Source organism: Curtobacterium sp. 314Chir4.1 (genome assembly GCF_900215175.1).
Lineage (GTDB): Bacteria > Actinomycetota > Actinomycetes > Actinomycetales > Microbacteriaceae > Curtobacterium > Curtobacterium pusillum_A.
The window spans coordinates 260,754-277,551 of sequence record NZ_OCMI01000004.1 but is presented as its reverse complement, the minus strand read 5'-3'; the positions used below and the strand labels follow the sequence as shown (position 1 = coordinate 277,551).

Below are 16,798 nucleotides of genomic sequence, written 5' to 3'. Positions count from 1 at the left end.
CCCTGCACGCCCGCGCGCCATCGCAATGGCGGTGGTGGTGAGTCTCCTCGCCGCGTTGCTGTCCGTGTTCGCGGTCGCCGCGCCGACGAGCGCCGCCGGATCGCTCGTGTCGGTCTCCGTCAAGGCGGACGGTTCGGTGCTGAACGGTGCACCGGCCGGCGTGACGATCACGGCGAAGAACACCACGGCCGCGGGGAGTGGTACTGCGCTGTACAACCTCGGGTACACCTACAAGCTCCCGGTCGGGGTGACGTACGTCCCGAACTCCGCGGGCACGCAGACCGGGGAACCCGTCATCACGACGCTGACCACCGCGCAGGGCGGCGGAACGCTCCTCGTGTGGTCGAACGTCTCCGACCTGGTCGCCGGGGACCAGAAGTCGATCTCGTTCTCCGTCCAGTCCGCTGATGCGTCCTGGCCGGTCGGCACGGCCTTCACCGCCGACGCGCAGGTCGCAGCGAGCACGGACGCGCGCACCCTCCCGACCTACGGCGCCACGGGGACGCCTACGGCCGGGACCGGGATCAACGCCGCTGCCGCGACCTCGAACGCCACGACGGTGTCGGCGCTGAGCATCACGAAGGCCGAGCCGAGCCCGGAGAACGAGCTCGTCCGGGGCGTGCACGACCACCCGACCGTCTACACGCTGACGGTGAAGAACACGGCGCAGGCGCCCACCACTGGCGTCCTGGTGACCGACTACCTGCCCGCCGGACTCGAGTTCCTGCAGTGCGGCGCGATCGACAACACCACCTCGGGCGCGGAGTACGCGGGAGCCCCGTCCCTCACAGCGGCCACCGCGGCGAAGGCCACCGGCACCTGGGACGCGACGGTCTGCCGCACGCCGCAGAGCGTCGAGACGGTGAACACCGTCGCGGGCCAGGGCTCGTCGGTCTACACGAAGGTCGTCTGGAACGTCGGTGACCTCGCCAAGGGGGCGACCGTCACGATCAAGTACCTGGCCGCCGTCCCGCTGCGCGAGAACACGATGTCGTTCGCCGGCCAGCCGGGTCAGCCCTCGACGAGCTCCACCGCTCCGGCCGCCGCGTCGCTGCAGCAGGCGGCCGACCTCGACAACAACAACGGCGCGTCGACCCGGCAGAACACCGCCGACACCACCTCGAACGGCCACGGCCTCACCAACCTCGTCGACGCGCAGGGCACGTACACCGGTTCGGTCGGCGGTGGGGCGACCTCCGCGCAGAAGGCGAACGCCTCGCTGACGGTGGAGGCGATGGACCTCGCGGTCGCCAAGAGCGTCTCCCCGACCTCGTTCGCGGCGGGCAAGCTGGCGACGTACTCGCTCCTCATCCGCACCAGTGAGTACGAGTCCTCCGCCGGCATCACCCTGACCGACACGCTGCCCGACGGCCTGTGCCCGGCGTTCCCCGCCGGCACTCCGACGACCGGCACCCTGCCGGCGGACTGCGACCCGGCGAAGAACGCCGCGCTGGACCAGCAGATGACCGGTGCCACGATCGACTCGGTCGCCTACTCCGCCGCGGACGGCACCTTCACGGTCCGGTTCCACATCGCGGACCAGGCGACGAACGCGGCGCCGACCGTGACGTACAAGGCGCTCATGCGTCAGAGCTACTCCGTGGCGGGCAGCGCTGGGCCGACGGCCGCGGGCGACGACTTCACGAACAAGGTCGCCATCGTCGGGACCTCGACCGGTGTGCACGGTGACTCCGGGACGCAGCAGGTCGTCGACGACTCGAAGGCGACGATCACCTCGGACAGCCCGCAGATCGCGAAGTCGGTCCTCCCGCGCAGCACCACCTCGCCGGTGACCAGCGCGGCCGACTGCGCCGCCTCGACCGGGACGTACTCGTCGGCGACGCCCGCCGACCCGTTCACCGTCAACGACCTCGTCTGCTTCCGCCTGCAGGTCGCGTTCCCCGCCGGCGTGCAGAGCCGCAACGCGACCGTGACGGACATGCTCCCCGTGGGCACCACGGCGTCCGCGGCCCAGTGGGTCGAGGGCACCGACTGGGCCTACGGTTCCGAGAGCACCGTCCCGGCCGCGCAGGTGAAGCTCACCGGTTCGAGCACGTCGATGGCGTCGTTCTCGATCGGGTCCTCCGCGACCGGCGGCACCTACGTCGACGGTGACACCGCCGGTGCGACCGTCGTCCTGTACGTCGCCGCCCGGATCGCGAAGGCCGGTTCCAGCACGACGGTTCCGGACATCACCGCGAACCTCATGAAGTTCGCCCAGCAGAACACCGCCGGCTCCGTGACCAGCCTGCGGTCCTCCGCGAACTACAAGGTCGCCGGGGTCGCCTCCGCCGCCCTCGCGAAGAGCATCGTGCAGACGGGTGCGGACGCGGCCAGCCTCAAGGCGAACGTGAACCCGGCGAACACGACCGAGGGCCAGCTGCTGCAGTACAAGGTCAGCGTCACGAACCCGGCCGGCACCGGTGGCGGGTACCCGATCAGCAACGTCTCGGTCTGGGACGCCTTGCCCGCAGGGATCGTCTGCAGCGCGGTCGACGCATCCGCCAGCGGTGGCACCTGCACCGACACAGCACCGACGGGAGCGTCATCGACGTTCTCGAAGCGTTCCTTCATCGTGTGGACGGGCGTCGGCCCGATCGCGTCCGGCGCGACCACCGACCTGCTCTACACGATGCAGGTCCCGGCCCAGTCGTTCGCCGGCACCGCCTACAAGAACTCCGCCTCGGTCGTGCGCTTCGACACCACGGCCGACACCGGGACCGCGCAGACCTGGGTGCCCGCACCCGTCGCCGGCACGAGCGCGCACGCGTCCGGTGCGACCGGATCGCAGCTCGCCGCCGTCAGCGCGGACGCGCAGCGCCAGGTGACGATCACGCCCGTCGTCGTCGCCAAGAACGGTGGCACCGACGGCGGCGCGACGAACCGATCCGGCCTGAACGCCGTGCCGGGGCAGCCGCTCAAGTACACCTACTCGGTGACCGTGAAGGCCGGCACGAGCGTCGGTACCGCGTCACTGGTGGACCCGCTGGCCTCGGTCACCGGGCTGCAGACCACGAGTGCCACGACGTGGACGCTGGGCATGCCCGGGACCGCGAACGCGGCGACGCGCGGCATGACCGACGGCGACACGACCGTCACCTACGGCGGCCAGGACTTCACGTTCACCGGCGGTGCCACGACCAACACGAACGGGGGTGGCGCGCTCGTCTTCCCGAGCGTGTTCAACAACACCACCACGGCTGACGTGACCTTCACCGTCACGGTCTCCGGGCTCGCGGTGTCCGCCGGCACCGGTGCGTACCCGAAGTCGGACGGCACGACGTTCTCGTCGGCGACGATCACGAACACCGCGACGTTCCGCAGCACCGACCCGGTCACCGGGACGACGGTCGCGCCGACGTCGCAGGTCAAGGTCGCGGTGACCGCACCGAACCTCTCCATCACGAAGACCGACGACCGGAACGGTGCCGTCGTCTCCGGCCAGGACGTCGTGACGTGGACGCTCACCGCGACGAACAAGTCGACCACGACCGACGCGCGCAGTGTCCTCGTCGCGGACTGCTTCCCGTCGTCGCTGCAGTTCACCGGCTCGTCGCGAACGGAGGTGACCCCGACCCAGGCACAACGCGATGCGCTCGGCACGTGCGGCACCGACCGCACCCTGCACGCGTGGAACGTCGGCACGCTGGCCCCCGGCGCCTCGGCCACCGTCACGGTGACCGGCACCCTTGCCGACAAGGCCCCTGCCGGCACCAGCTACGCGAACACCGCGAAGGTCGTCGGCTCGAGCCTCGACACCGACTACGCGACGGCCGGCGCGACCTACGTCCAGACCGCCAGCGCCGACGACACCATCACGGTGGCGTCCCCGTCCGTCTCGAAGCAGCTCACCGCGCCCACCTGGTCGGACACCGACGGTTCCGCCGGCACCCCGGCCACGACGAACCCGGCAAACGGCACGGCGCTGCCGGTCCGCCCGGGTGACGCGGCGACCTACCAGGTGACGGCGACGATCCCCGCGAACGTGGCGGTCTTCGACGCCCGCCTCACGGACACGCTGCCCGCCGGTCTGACCGTCGACGGCACCCTGACCGCGACGACGTCGGACAGCACCGTCACCGCGACGGGCGCCGTCGACGCTGGGACGCGCACCGTGACAGTGTCCGTCAGCGACATCGCGACGGGGCGGCCGCAGGCCGTGGTCGTGACCGTGTCGATCCCGGTCCGCCTGTCCACGAGCGCCACCGCGGGCACGGCCCTGTCGAACACGGCCACCTTCGCGTGGGACAAGACCGCGAAGGGGACGGCTCCGACCGACGGCTCGGCGACCTCGAACCCGGCGAACGCCTCGGTCGTGGCACCGTCGCTGTCGATCGGCAAGACCGCGACGGTGCTCGGGACCACGAGCACCGCCCTCGACGTCGAGCCCGGCCAGTCCGTCCGCTACACCGTCACCGTGACGAACGCCAAGGGCGCGTCGCCGGCGTACGACACGACCGTCACCGACTGCGTGCCCGCGGGCGTCGTGGTCGACGGCGCATCGATCTCCGACGGCGGTTCCCTGCGCACCGGTTCCGGGGACTGCGGCGGCGGCGTGATCACCTGGCCGTCGACCACCGTCGGTGGAGCCGGCGCATCCGTGCAGCACACGTACTCCGCGACGCTCGCGGAGGACGTCTCGCTGAGCGGCGCGCCGCTCGTGAACACCGCCTCCACCGGTGAGTACCGCAGTCTGGCGACCGGCGGCGCGACCTACGACGCCGTGCAGGCGAAGGCCACCGTCACCCCGGCGTTCCCGAAGGTCGCCGTCGCGAAGTCGAACGACACCCTCGGCGGCCTGTCCTACGTCGGCGTCGCCTCGGACTTCTCGGTGACCTTCACCAACACCGGCAGCGCCGCGACCAACGTCGCCGCGAAGGACGTCCTGCCGGCGAACTGGCAGTACGTCGCCGGCAGCGCCACGCTCGCCCGTGACGGCGGAGCCGCCGCCCGGGTGGCCGACCCCACGACGGACGGCAGCACCCTCACCTGGTCGAGCCTCGGCCAGCTCGGGGCGAACGCCACGATGACCCTGCACTACCGGGCGACCCCGACCGCCGACGCGGCCACGACGCCCGGCGCCGGTACCGCGATCGCGCACACCAACCACGTCACGGCGACCGTCACGGACGCCTCGGGTGGCACCGCGTACGACGGCGGCGACGGTTCGTTCGTCTCCTACCCCGGTGGTGGTGACGACGCGACGGCCACGGCCCGGATCGCAGCGGCCGACCTCGCCCTGACGAAGACGGCCACGACCGCGAAGGTCGTCGCCGGTGCCACCACCGCGAAGGCCTGGACCATCACGGTGACCAACACGGGCGACGACGCCGCCCACGGCACCACCGTCGTCGACGCCCCGACCGGCCTGCCCACGGGGGCGACCCTGGCCTTCACGGGCAGCGGCTGGACCTGCACCCCGACCGACGGCACGTGGTCGTGCGTCAACGGTGCCACCGTCGCGAAGGGCGCCTCGTTCCCCGAGCTCGACGTCGCGCTGACCCTGCCGGCGAACGCGCCGCTGACGGCGATCCGCAACACCGCCACGATCCACCAGGGCACGGGCCAGACCTTCGACCCGAAGGCCGGGAACGACAGCGACACCGCGAGCGTGACCCCGGTCGCCATCGCCGACCTCGCGATCACGAAGACCGGCCCGTCCGAGGAGGCCCAGGCCGGACGGACGATCTCGTGGAACCTGTCCGTCCAGAACCGTCAGGACACCACCGTGGAGAGCGTCTCGGACGCACGCGGCACGGTGACCGTCACGGACACGCTGCCCGACACCGTGACGCTCGTCAGCGCCACCTCGACCGACGCCGCGTGGACCTGTGACACGGACGACGACACCGTGACCTGCACCCGCGACGGCCTCGCGAACGGCACCACCGCCGGCGCGATCACCGTCACCGCGACCGTGCACTCGGACGTCACCGCGGCGCAGTCGATCGTGAACACCGCAGCGGTCGCGGTCGACTCCTCGAAGACGACCGACCCCACGACGTCGAACGACGACTCGAAGGCGACCACCGCGGTGGACGACACCACGTCGCTGACCATCGACAAGGCCTTCGGGTCCGAGGCGCTGGTCGCCGGCGACCCGGCGGACTGGACCGTCACGGTGACGAACACCGGGACGGCCGACGCCCGCACGGTGCAGGTGACGGACACGCTCGAGTCGGGCACGCGCCTCCGGTCCGACACCTTCGTCGACAAGGGGACCGACACCGTCACGCAGACCGACGGCGCCTGGACCTGCACGGCCCCGGCCGCCGACGGCACCGACGTGACCTGCGTGCTCGGCGGCACCCTCGCCGCCGGGAAGAGCACGACGTTCACCATCACCGTGACGACCCCGTCGTCCTTCACCGGCACCCTGGTGAACACCGCCGTGGTGACGGCCGACAACGCCGCGACCGCCCAGGACCAGGCACGGAGCGACGCCTCCCAGACGGCCGGGCTCTCGGTGACGAAGACCGCCGACGTCGAGACGGTCGACGCCGGGAAGGACGTCACCTACACGATCACGGTCGCGAACCCGAAGGGCCCGTCCGACCTGCCGGCCGGCGACGACCGGACGCCGAGCGTCCGGGTGCAGGACACCCTGCCCGCCGGCGTGGAGTTCCGCGGCCTGTCCCCGGAGACCGAGCAGCACTGGACCCTCGAGTCGAACGCGGACGGCGTCCTGACGCTGTCCAGTACCGACGGCATCGCGGCGGGGGCCACCGACCCGAACACGATCGTCCTGACCGTGCACGTGCCGGCCTCCTTCCGGGGCTCGTCGATCGTGAACACCGCGACGGCCTCGCCCATCACGGCGTCCGGTCCGGTCGTGCACGACGAGGCGACCGTCGACGTCACCACGCACGCCGACCTGTCGATCACCAAGCAGCGCACGAGCGCCCCGAGCGCCGACGCCGGCACGGACGTCACGTACGACGTCACCGTGACGAACGACGGCCCCTCGGACGCGCAGGACGTCTCCTGGACCGACACCCCGGCCGCGGGCATGACGATCCGGAAGGTGACGACCGACGCTGCCTGGGAGCAGGGCGCCGACGCGCGCACCTGGACGACCGGCAACCTGGCGAGCGGTGCCACCGCCGTGTTCCACGTGACGGCCTCGATCGCATCAGGCACCCCGGCCGGCACGCTCCGCAACACCGCGACCGTGTCGAGCGCGACGCCCGACACGGACCCGGCGAACGACACCGCCGGCGACGACGTCACGGTGACGACGCACGCGGCCCTCGGCCTGACGAAGACCCCGGTCGCGAAGGTGGGCTCGACCACGGCCGCCAAGCGGGTCACCGCGGGTGCGGAGCAGGTCTGGCTCCTGCAGGTCCGCAACGAGGGACCGTCCGACGAGCAGCCCACCACGGTCGTCACCGACCAGCTGCCCGAGGGCCTGACGTTCACCGGCGCCTCGAGCGACGGCGCCGTGTGGACCTGCGACGGCGTCACCGACCCGACCCTCGTCACGTGCTCCCTCCCGACGACGATCGTCGCCGGGACGGACGCCCCCGGCCTGTGGATCACCACGAAGGTCGCGTCCGGCTCCACCGCCGGCACGATCGAGAACCGCGCGGTCATCACCGGGCAGGGCACCAACCCGCCGGTCGGCACGAACGACCAGCCGGTGACGAGCCCGCTCGACGTCGACGAGGTGGCGAACGTGGCGATCACGATCGGCCACGACGGCACCGCGGTCATCGGCGAGGACCTGCCGGAGACGATCCAGGTCCGGAACGCCGGGCTGTCCGACGCCGACGGCGTCACGGCGACGTACACGCTGCCGAAGGGGCTGACGTACGTCTCGACCGAGGCCGACCCCGCGTGGACGGTCACCGGTGTGGTGCACGCCGCCGACGGATCGACCACGGTGTCGTTCGCCCTGGCGGGGACGCTGCCGGCCGGTTCGCTCGCGCCGGTCATCACGGTGCGCCAGACCCCGACGGCCGCCGCCTACCCTGGCGTGCAGCCGAGCGCGACCGTCGCGACGACCACGACCGAGACGACGCTCGCCGACAACGAGGCGGCCGACGAGCTCGCGGTCGACCCCGCGTCCAGCCTGTCGGTCACGAAGACCCACACGGGTCAGGTCGTCCGCGGCCAGACCGTCGGTTACACCATCACGGTGCGCAACGACGGCCTCACCGAGGACCCGGGCCCCGTGGTCGTCACCGACCGCCTGCCCGCCGGCCTCACCCTGGTGAGCGTGAACGACGCGAAGGCTGCGACGTGCACCACCGGGCAGACCGTCACCTGCACGCTGACGGGTCCGCTCGCGGTCGACGGCGAGGTCGCGTTCCAGGTCACGGCGAAGGTCGCGACCGACGCCCCTGACCGCATCACGAACGTCGCCACGGTGGAGTCGCCGACGACGCAGGTGGTGCCGATCGCCGGCTCCGCCAGCCCGACGGACCCGATGCGCGCCAGCGACCCTGCCCCGGTGCGCGACGCGCCGAAGCCGGCGGGCGAGCTCGCCTTCACGGGTGCGGCCGGACTCGGGATCGGTGCGCTGATCGCGCTCCTCGCGATGGCAGCCGGTGGCGTCCTGCTGGTGACGCGCCGACGTCGCCGAGCGTGACCACCTGACGGACTGGAGGCACGGTGCCAGCTGGCACCGTGCCTCCAGTCCGTCGCCGGGCCGGGTCACAGGCGGCAGCGAGTTGCATCGAGGACGTGACACGTCTCCGCCGCTCCGCGACCAACGGTCGCGGCTACCACCGCGTCCGCAGCGGCCGTGGGTTCTCGTACCGCGACCCGGACGGCAACACCGTCACCGACGCCGCGGTCCGGCAGCGTCTCGAGGACCTCGTCATCCCGCCCGCGTGGGACGACGTCTGGATCTCGCCGTACGACAACGGCCACGTCCTCGCCACCGGGATCGACGGTGCCGGACGGCGGCAGTACATGTACCACCCGTCCTGGCGCGAGCGCATGGACCGGATCAAGTACGACCGCGCCCTCGCACTCGCCGAGTCCCTGCCGGTCGCGCGACGCGGGGTCACCATGGATCTCCGACGCCCGGAACCCGACCGGCAGCGTGCCCTCGCGGCGGCCTTCCGGATGCTCGACCAGGGTTCCCTGCGGGTCGGGTCGGAGCGGTACGCCACCGAGCACGGCAGCCGCGGCCTGTCCACCCTGCTGTGCGCGCACGCACACGTCTCCGGCGACGACATCGAGCTCGACTTCCCGGGCAAGAGCGGCCAGGAGTGGTCGTCGTCGATCCACGACCCCGACCTCGCGACGGTCATCGCGGGCATGAAGCGGCGGGGTCCGAACGCCCGGTTGCTCTCGTTCCGTGAGCGCCGCGGCGCCGAGTGGGAGCCGCTGTCCGCCGAGGACATCAACGCGTACGTGAAGGAGCGCGCGGGGGACGAGTTCACCGCGAAGGACTTCCGGACGCTGCACGGCACGGTGGCCGCCGCCGTCGACCTGGCGTCCACGGGGCCGCAGGCCTCCCAGGCGAAGCGGCGGAAGGCCGTCTCGCACGCCGTCAAGGTCGCGAGCGAGGAACTCGGCAACACCCCGACGGTGTGCCGGCAGAGCTACATCGACCCGCGCCTGCTCGACGCCTACGACCACGGCGAGACCATCGACCCCGCCCGCACGCACGCGGCCGAGTCCGAGGTCCGCGCACTGCTCTACCGACAGTGACCGGGAAGGGGCCGGGATGACGTACCGTTGGACCTCGTGCCCGATCACCCCCACCCGGGCACGGAAGGACCCCCACCAGTCGTGACTGACGAGTGCATCCACGGATTCCCCACCGAGCTCTGCGACATCTGCGCCCCGCGCCAGCGCGAGGCAGCGGAGACCCCCACCCCGACCCCGCGCCGTACCCGGATCACCACCTCGCTCCGGAGCGTCCCCGGCCAGGCCGCCGCACCCGCGTCCTCGCTGCGGTCGCCGGTCCCCGACCTGCCCGAGGCGCGTGACTTCGCGTCGCTGCGGGCCCACCACGTCACCCACGTGGACAACCTCGACGACATCGTCGGCTCCGGGGCGATCCTCGCGTCGGACGCCGTGACGCCGGTCGTCGACGTCGCCTCCGCCTCCGCCCGTGCGGCGCGGGCCGAGGCCACTGCCCCGGACGGATCCCCGGTCGCCGGTCACGTGCCGTTCACGCTCTCCCCGGACGCCACCCGCTGGGACGAGCTCCGCACCGGCGCCGAGGGCGAGCGCTGGTCCGACGCGGCGCGCCGGACCCGGGCGACGGAGTACATCATGCTCGTCGTGCCCGTGTCGGCCTTCGGCGCGTCGGTGATCGTCGCCGACCAGGACGCCGACGCCGAGGACGTGCGCTTCGCCGTCGGTCCCGAGGCCGCGACGAACCTCATCCGCCGCACGGACTTCACCGACCCGGAGATGCACGAGCTCGAGCTGCTCGCCGGGCCGAGCGTGCCGTTCTCCGCCGTCGCCGTGATCGGCGTGCCGAACGACCGCGTCCGGCAGACCGTCAAGGCCGTCCTGCAGGACCACGGCGGACATGCTCCCCGGGTGGCCGTCTTCCCGCCGTGGTTCGTCCCGCCGGTGGTCGCCGAGTAGGGTCCGCACCGACCTCCCGCACATGCCCTCCTGACCCGCTCCGGAGGGCATGCTGCGTGTCGGGGCCGACCCGAGCCTCCAGGCCGCCGATCCCCGCGGATCCGGGGAAGCGGGCCGATCCCGACACGCCCGTGAATCGCGACACGCCCGGGTTGCACGGATGCCGTGCCTATGCGAGACTTGTCCGGTTCCGAATTCCGCGTGCGTCCGCGTGCGCAGGATCACTGCTCTGGCAGTGCACAACCCCCTTGTTCAGCAGGGCTGGGTTGGGCCGCAGGCAGCAGAACACGATCGACTCCCTCGAATGCGCCCGGCCACTGCTGTGTCCGGACGTGGGGGAAGCGACATGCCCACGCTGGACGGCCCATGTCGCCCCGCGCGGTTGACAGGAGAACAGCGGTCATCCCCAGCGGATGCGGCCGGTTGGTTCAGGAAAACAGCCAAGTCGTGCAGGAATGCACGGTGACGGCGGCGTCAGGCGGCCCGAGGGTGCGCGGCGCAGAGAGGACAAGAGACACATGGCGGGACAGAAGATCCGCATCCGGCTCAAGTCGTACGACCACGAGGTCATCGACACGTCGGCCCGGAAGATCGTCGACACGGTGACCCGTGCCGGTGCGACCGTGGTCGGCCCGGTGCCGCTCCCCACCGAGAAGAACGTGGTCACCGTGATCCGTTCTCCCCACAAGTACAAGGACTCGCGCGAGCACTTCGAGAAGCGCACGCACAAGCGGGTCATCGACATCGTCGACCCGACGCCGAAGGCCGTCGACTCGCTCATGCGACTCGACCTCCCGGCCGACGTCAACATCGAGATCAAGCTGTAAGGGGGCTGCACTGATGGCGAATTCAACCAAGACCGTCAAGGGCCTCCTCGGCAAGAAGCTCGGGATGACCCAGGTGTGGGACGAGAACAACAAGTTCATCCCCGTCACCGTGATCGAGGTCGGCCCGAACGTGGTCACCCAGATCCGCAACGTCGAGCGCGACGGCTACGAGGCGATCCAGATCGCCGCCGGCGCCATCGACCCGCGCAAGGTGAACAAGCCGGCCGCCGGTCACTTCGAGGCCGCCGGGGTCACCCCGCGTCGGACCCTCACGGAGATCCGCACCAACGACTCCGCTGAGTACACGCTCGGCCAGGAGCTCACCGTCGACACCTTCGAGGCCGGCCAGAAGGTCGACGTCGTCGGCACGTCCAAGGGCAAGGGCTTCGCCGGTGTCATGAAGCGCCACGGCTTCGCCGGTGTGTCCGCTTCGCACGGTGCGCACCGCAACCACCGCAAGCCCGGCTCGATCGGTGCTTCGTCGACCCCGTCGCGTGTCTTCAAGGGCATGCGAATGGCTGGTCGCATGGGTGGCGAGCGCGTGACCGTCCTCAACCTCACGGTGCACGCCGTCGACGCCGAGAAGGGTCTGCTGCTCGTCAAGGGCGCCGTCCCCGGTGCTCGCGGCCGCTCCGTCTTCGTCCGCACCGCCGTGAAGGGTAAGTGATCATGGCCACCACGACCGCAACCACGATCGACGTCCTCGACCCATCGGGTACCAAGTCCGGCACCGTCGAGCTCCCCGCTGAGCTCTTCGACGTCGAGACCAACGTCCCGCTGATCCACCAGGTCGTCACCGCGCAGCTCGCCGCCGCGCGTCAGGGCACCCACAAGACCAAGAACCGCGGCGAAGTCCGCGGTGCCGGTCGCAAGCCGTTCAAGCAGAAGGGCACCGGCCGCTCCCGTCAGGGTTCGGTCCGCGCTCCGGAGCACACCGGCGGTGGCGTCGTCCACGGACCGACCCCGCGCGACTACTCGCAGCGCACCCCGAAGAAGATGATCGCCGCTGCTCTGCTCGGCTCGCTCTCGGACCGCGCCCGCGGTGGCCGCATCGCCGCTGTGGAGGGCTTCGTCACGGCCGAGGTGCCGTCGACCAAGACCGCCCGCACGCTCCTCGAGAAGGTCGCGCCCGTCAAGCACGTGCTCATCGTGCTCGAGCAGGACGACGAGCTCACGCTCAAGTCGATCCGCAACCTGCCGAACGTCCACGCGCTCTCGTACGGCCAGCTCAACGCCTACGACGTGCTCAAGGCCGACGCGCTCGTCTTCAGCAAGAGCGCACTCGACGCCTTCATCGCGTCGAAGACCGCGAAGGAGATCTCCGCATGAGCGGCTTCAACAAGGACCCGCGCGACATCATCATCTCGCCGGTCGTCTCGGAGAAGAGCTACGGCCTGATCGACCAGGGCAAGTACACGTTCATCGTGGACCCCCGTTCGAACAAGACCGAGATCAAGCTCGCCATCGAGAAGATCTTCGACGTCAAGGTCGCGAGCATCAACACGCTGAACCGTCCGGGCAAGACCCGTCGCACGCGTTTCGGCCTGGGCAAGCGCAAGGACACCAAGCGCGCCATCGTGACGCTCAAGTCCGGTTCGATCGACATCTTCACGGCTGTCGGCTGAGGACCAGAGGGATAAATCATGGCTATTCGTAACTACAAGCCGACGACCCCCGGTCGTCGCGGCTCGTCGGTCGCCGACTTCGCTGAGATCACCCGTTCGACGCCGGAGAAGTCGCTGCTTCGTCCGCTGCCGAAGACCGGTGGACGCAACAGCTCCGGCCGCATCACCACCCGTCACATCGGTGGTGGCCACAAGCGCCAGTACCGCGTGATCGACTTCCGTCGTCACGACAAGGACGGCGTGGACGCCAAGGTCGCGCACATCGAGTACGACCCGAACCGCACGGCGCGCATCGCGCTCCTGCACTACGTGGACGGCACGAAGCGCTACATCATCGCGCCGAACAAGCTCAAGCAGGGCGACGTCATCGAGCAGGGTGCCGGCGCGGACATCAAGCCGGGCAACAACCTGCCGCTGCGCAACATCCCCGTGGGTACCGTCGTGCACGCGATCGAGCTCCGCCCCGGTGGCGGCGCCAAGCTCGCTCGTTCGGCCGGCGCCTCGGTGCGTCTCGTCGCCAAGGACGGCCCCTACGCGCAGCTCCGTCTGCCGTCAGGCGAGGTCCGCAACGTCGACGCCCGCTGCCGCGCCACGATCGGCGAGGTCGGCAACGCCGAGCAGTCGAACATCAACTGGGGCAAGGCCGGCCGCATGCGCTGGAAGGGCGTCCGCCCGACCGTTCGTGGTGTCGCGATGAACCCGGTCGACCACCCGCACGGTGGTGGCGAGGGCAAGACCTCCGGTGGCCGTCACCCGGTCAGCCCGTGGGGTCAGGCCGAGGGTCGCACGCGCAAGCCGAACAAGCCGAGCGACAAGCTCATCGTCCGTCGCCGTAACGCCGGCAAGAAGCGCAAGTAGGAGTTCAGAAGATGCCACGCAGTCTGAAGAAGGGCCCCTTCGTCGACGAGCACCTGCTCCGCAAGGTCGTCACGCAGAACGAGGCCAACACCAAGAACGTGATCCGCACCTGGTCGCGTCGCTCGATGATCATCCCGAACATGCTCGGGCACACGATCGCCGTGCACGACGGCCGCAAGCACATCCCGGTGTTCGTCACCGAGTCGATGGTCGGTCACAAGCTCGGCGAGTTCGCGCCGACCCGCACCTTCCGTGGTCACGTGAAGGACGACAAGAAGGGCCGTCGCCGCTAACGCGGCGACGCAGAGGAGGAACGAAATGGTGGAGTCGATCGCACGCGTGCGACACATCCGCGTCACGCCTCAGAAGGCCCGTCGCGTCATCGAGCTGATCCGCGGCAAGCAGGCCCACGAGGCGCTCGCCATCCTGAAGTTCGCCCCCCAGGGCGCTTCGGAGCCCGTGTACAAGCTGGTCGCCTCGGCGATCGCGAACGCCCGGGTGAAGGCGGACTCGACGAACAGCTTCCTCGACGAGCGCGACCTCTACGTGAGCCGCGTCTTCGTCGACGAAGGTACGACCCTGAAGCGGTTCCAGCCGCGCGCCCAGGGCCGCGCCTTCCGCATCAACAAGCGCACCAGCCACATCACGGTCGTCCTCGCGACGCCGGATGAGGTCGAGGCTGCCGCGACGAGCAAGAAGGCGAGCAAGTAATGGGCCAGAAGGTCAACCCGTACGGCTTCCGTCTCGGGATCACGACGGACCACGTCTCGCACTGGTTCACCGACAGCACGAAGCCGGGTCAGCGGTACGCCGACTACGTGGCCGAGGACATCAAGGTGCGCGAGTACCTGAAGAAGACCCTCGACCGCGCCGGCGTCGCCCGCATCGAGCTCGAGCGCACCCGTGACCGTGTCCGCGTGGACATCCACACTGCGCGTCCGGGCATCGTCATCGGTCGCCGTGGCGCCGAGGCGGAGCGCGTCCGTGGCGAGCTCGAGAAGCTCACCAAGAAGCAGATCCAGCTCAACATCCTCGAGGTCAAGAACCCCGAGACCGAGGCCCAGCTCGTCGCGCAGGGCATCGCCGAGCAGCTCTCCGCTCGTGTCGCGTTCCGTCGCGCCATGCGCAAGGGCCTGCAGGGTGCACAGCGCGCCGGTGCCAAGGGTGTCCGCATCCAGGTGTCCGGCCGTCTCGGCGGCGCTGAGATGTCGCGCTCGGAGTTCTACCGCGAGGGCCGCGTGCCCCTGCACACGCTCCGCGCGAACATCGACTACGGCTTCTACGAGGCCCGGACCACGTTCGGCCGCATCGGCGTGAAGGTCTGGATCTACAAGGGCGACATCACGAACAAGGAGCTCGCTCGCGAGCAGGCGAACCAGCGTTCGTCGCGCCCCGAGCGTCGTGGCGGCCCCCGTGGCGAGCGCGGCGACCGCCGTGGCGGCGACCGCGGTGGACGTCAGCAGCAGGCTCCGCAGGACGCGCCGGCCGGCGCAGGAGTTGAGGCGTAACCATGCTTATTCCCCGTCGAGTCAAGCACCGCAAGCAGCACCACCCGAAGCGTTCGGGCCAGGCCACCGGTGGCACCAAGGTGTCGTTCGGTGACTTCGGTATCCAGGCCCTCACGCCCGCTTACGTGACCAACCGTCAGATCGAGTCCGCTCGTATCGCCATGACGCGTCACATCAAGCGTGGCGGCAAGGTGTGGATCAACATCTACCCGGACCGTCCGCTCACGAAGAAGCCCGCCGAGACCCGCATGGGTTCCGGTAAGGGTTCCCCCGAGTGGTGGGTCGCCAACGTCAAGCCGGGTCGTGTGCTCTTCGAGCTCTCCGGCGTCAGCGAGGACATCGCCCGTGAGGCGCTGACCCGTGCAATCCACAAGCTGCCCCTCAAGGCACGCATCATCAAGCGCGAGGAGGGCGACGCATAATGGCGATCGGTTCCAAGGAGCTCCGTCCGACGGAGCTCGACACGTTCGAGAACGAGCGTCTTGCTGACGAACTGAAGAAGGCCAAGGAGGAACTCTTCAACCTCCGCTTCCAGTCGGCCACCGGCCAGCTGGAGAGCCACGGTCGTCTCCGTGCCGTCAAGCGCGACATCGCACGCATCTACACCGTCCTCCGCGAGCGCGAGCTCGGCATCCGTGCCACTCCCGCGCCCGTCGAGACCGCCACCAAGGCCAAGAAGACGACCAAGAAGGCTGAGAAGCCGGCTGAGTCGACCGAGGCCGAGACCGCCGAGGAGAAGTAATGGCGAACGAAGAGAAGACCTCCGCCGCCTCCGCTCGCGGCTACCGCAAGACGCGTCGTGGCTACGTCACGAGCGACAAGATGGACAAGACCATCGTGGTCGAGGTCGAGGACCGCGTGAAGCACGCGCTCTACGGCAAGATCATCCGTCGCACGTCCAAGGTGAAGGCCCACGACGAGCTCGGCACCGCTGGTGTCGGCGACCTCGTCGTGATCAGCGAGACCCGTCCCCTCAGCGCTTCCAAGCGCTGGCGCCTGGTCGAGATCCTCGAGAAGGCCAAGTAGGCCCCGGCCTGCTTCGGAATAGGAGACAGCAGTGATTCAGCAGGAATCCCGCCTCAAGGTCGCCGACAACACGGGTGCCAAGGAGATCTTGACCATCCGCGTGCTCGGTGGCTCGGGTCGTCGCTACGCCGGTCTCGGTGACGTCATCGTCGCCACGGTGAAGGACGCCATCCCCGGCGGCAACGTGAAGAAGGGTGACGTCGTCAAGGCGGTCATCGTTCGCACCAAGAAGGAGACCCGTCGTCAGGACGGCTCCTACATCAAGTTCGACGAGAACGCGGCAGTGATCCTCAAGGCTGACGGCGACCCGCGCGGCACGCGCATCTTCGGTCCGGTCGGTCGCGAGCTCCGTGACAAGAAGTTCATGAAGATCATCTCGCTCGCGCCGGAGGTGCTGTAA

15 protein-coding genes are annotated in these 16,798 nt (G+C 70.1%); all 15 read left to right on the top strand.

Annotated features, from left to right (window positions below):
• The first annotated feature begins 37 nt into the window (after positions 1-37).
• The 15 genes from CRP27_RS14085 to rplN all read left to right on the top strand — a co-directional run bounded on the left by CRP27_RS14085 (position 38) and on the right by rplN (position 16,798).
• Positions 38-8,590, top strand: a complete 8,553-nt coding sequence (locus CRP27_RS14085) for an isopeptide-forming domain-containing fimbrial protein (RefSeq protein ID WP_176505613.1) — start codon at positions 38-40, stop codon at positions 8,588-8,590.
• A 95-nt stretch (positions 8,591-8,685) separates the two neighbouring features.
• The gene (locus CRP27_RS14080) at positions 8,686-9,663 is read left to right on the top strand and encodes a DNA topoisomerase IB (protein WP_097181259.1); all 978 of its coding nucleotides are present in this window, start codon (positions 8,686-8,688) and stop codon (positions 9,661-9,663) included.
• Positions 9,664-9,744: 81 nt separating this feature from the next.
• A complete protein-coding gene (locus CRP27_RS14075; RefSeq protein WP_176505612.1) occupies positions 9,745-10,554 on the top strand; it encodes a DarT ssDNA thymidine ADP-ribosyltransferase family protein in 810 nt (269 codons plus the stop codon).
• Positions 10,555-11,072: 518 nt separating this feature from the next.
• Positions 11,073-11,381 (top strand): 30S ribosomal protein S10, encoded by a 309-nt coding sequence (gene rpsJ, locus CRP27_RS14070; RefSeq protein WP_022903286.1) that lies wholly within the window; start codon positions 11,073-11,075, stop codon positions 11,379-11,381.
• 13 nt (positions 11,382-11,394) lie between these two features.
• Entirely contained in the window at positions 11,395-12,048 is a 654-nt protein-coding gene (gene rplC, locus CRP27_RS14065) for a 50S ribosomal protein L3 (RefSeq protein ID WP_022903285.1), read from the top strand.
• A gap of 2 nt (positions 12,049-12,050) precedes the next feature.
• The gene (rplD, locus tag CRP27_RS14060) at positions 12,051-12,710 is read left to right on the top strand and encodes a 50S ribosomal protein L4 (RefSeq protein ID WP_097181257.1); all 660 of its coding nucleotides are present in this window, start codon (positions 12,051-12,053) and stop codon (positions 12,708-12,710) included.
• Positions 12,707-13,006 (top strand): 50S ribosomal protein L23, encoded by a 300-nt coding sequence (gene rplW / locus CRP27_RS14055; protein WP_097181256.1) that lies wholly within the window; start codon positions 12,707-12,709, stop codon positions 13,004-13,006. The genes rplD and rplW overlap by 4 nt, the downstream gene beginning before the upstream one ends.
• 18 nt (positions 13,007-13,024) lie before the next feature.
• Positions 13,025-13,864 carry a 50S ribosomal protein L2 gene (gene rplB / locus CRP27_RS14050; RefSeq protein ID WP_092091221.1) on the top strand — a complete coding sequence of 280 codons (840 nt, stop codon included), beginning with the start codon at positions 13,025-13,027 and terminating at the stop codon, positions 13,862-13,864.
• Between the two features lie 11 nt (positions 13,865-13,875).
• Entirely contained in the window at positions 13,876-14,157 is a 282-nt protein-coding gene (rpsS, locus tag CRP27_RS14045; RefSeq protein ID WP_022906343.1) for a 30S ribosomal protein S19, read from the top strand.
• A 25-nt stretch (positions 14,158-14,182) separates the two neighbouring features.
• Positions 14,183-14,575, top strand: a complete 393-nt coding sequence (gene rplV, locus CRP27_RS14040) for a 50S ribosomal protein L22 (RefSeq protein ID WP_022906344.1) — start codon at positions 14,183-14,185, stop codon at positions 14,573-14,575.
• Entirely contained in the window at positions 14,575-15,372 is a 798-nt protein-coding gene (gene rpsC / locus CRP27_RS14035; RefSeq protein ID WP_022906345.1) for a 30S ribosomal protein S3, read from the top strand. Before rplV ends, rpsC begins: the two co-directional genes overlap by 1 nt.
• Before the next feature lie 2 nt (positions 15,373-15,374).
• Positions 15,375-15,794, top strand: a complete 420-nt coding sequence (gene rplP, locus CRP27_RS14030; protein WP_066657030.1) for a 50S ribosomal protein L16 — start codon at positions 15,375-15,377, stop codon at positions 15,792-15,794.
• Complete coding sequence (gene rpmC / locus CRP27_RS14025) at positions 15,794-16,114, top strand: 50S ribosomal protein L29 (RefSeq protein ID WP_071292542.1); 321 nt, start codon at positions 15,794-15,796, stop codon at positions 16,112-16,114. The genes rplP and rpmC overlap by 1 nt, the downstream gene beginning before the upstream one ends.
• The gene (rpsQ, locus tag CRP27_RS14020) at positions 16,114-16,398 is read left to right on the top strand and encodes a 30S ribosomal protein S17 (protein ID WP_022906348.1); all 285 of its coding nucleotides are present in this window, start codon (positions 16,114-16,116) and stop codon (positions 16,396-16,398) included. The genes rpmC and rpsQ overlap by 1 nt, the downstream gene beginning before the upstream one ends.
• A 31-nt stretch (positions 16,399-16,429) precedes the next feature.
• Complete coding sequence (gene rplN, locus CRP27_RS14015) at positions 16,430-16,798, top strand: 50S ribosomal protein L14 (protein ID WP_017885523.1); 369 nt, start codon at positions 16,430-16,432, stop codon at positions 16,796-16,798.

Excerpts from the sequence above, each read along its gene's own strand:
- rpsJ (WP_022903286.1), top strand. The coding sequence starts at position 11,073 with ATGGCGGGACAGAAGATCCGCATCCGGCTCAAGTCGTACGACCACGAG.
- rplC (WP_022903285.1), top strand. The coding sequence starts at position 11,395 with ATGGCGAATTCAACCAAGACCGTCAAGGGCCTCCTCGGCAAGAAGCTC.
- rplD (WP_097181257.1), top strand. The coding sequence starts at position 12,051 with ATGGCCACCACGACCGCAACCACGATCGACGTCCTCGACCCATCGGGT.
- rplW (WP_097181256.1), top strand. The coding sequence starts at position 12,707 with ATGAGCGGCTTCAACAAGGACCCGCGCGACATCATCATCTCGCCGGTC.
- rplB (WP_092091221.1), top strand. The coding sequence starts at position 13,025 with ATGGCTATTCGTAACTACAAGCCGACGACCCCCGGTCGTCGCGGCTCG.
- rpsS (WP_022906343.1), top strand. The coding sequence starts at position 13,876 with ATGCCACGCAGTCTGAAGAAGGGCCCCTTCGTCGACGAGCACCTGCTC.
- rplV (WP_022906344.1), top strand. The coding sequence starts at position 14,183 with ATGGTGGAGTCGATCGCACGCGTGCGACACATCCGCGTCACGCCTCAG.
- rpsC (WP_022906345.1), top strand. The coding sequence starts at position 14,575 with ATGGGCCAGAAGGTCAACCCGTACGGCTTCCGTCTCGGGATCACGACG.
- rplP (WP_066657030.1), top strand. The coding sequence starts at position 15,375 with ATGCTTATTCCCCGTCGAGTCAAGCACCGCAAGCAGCACCACCCGAAG.
- rpmC (WP_071292542.1), top strand. The coding sequence starts at position 15,794 with ATGGCGATCGGTTCCAAGGAGCTCCGTCCGACGGAGCTCGACACGTTC.
- rpsQ (WP_022906348.1), top strand. The coding sequence starts at position 16,114 with ATGGCGAACGAAGAGAAGACCTCCGCCGCCTCCGCTCGCGGCTACCGC.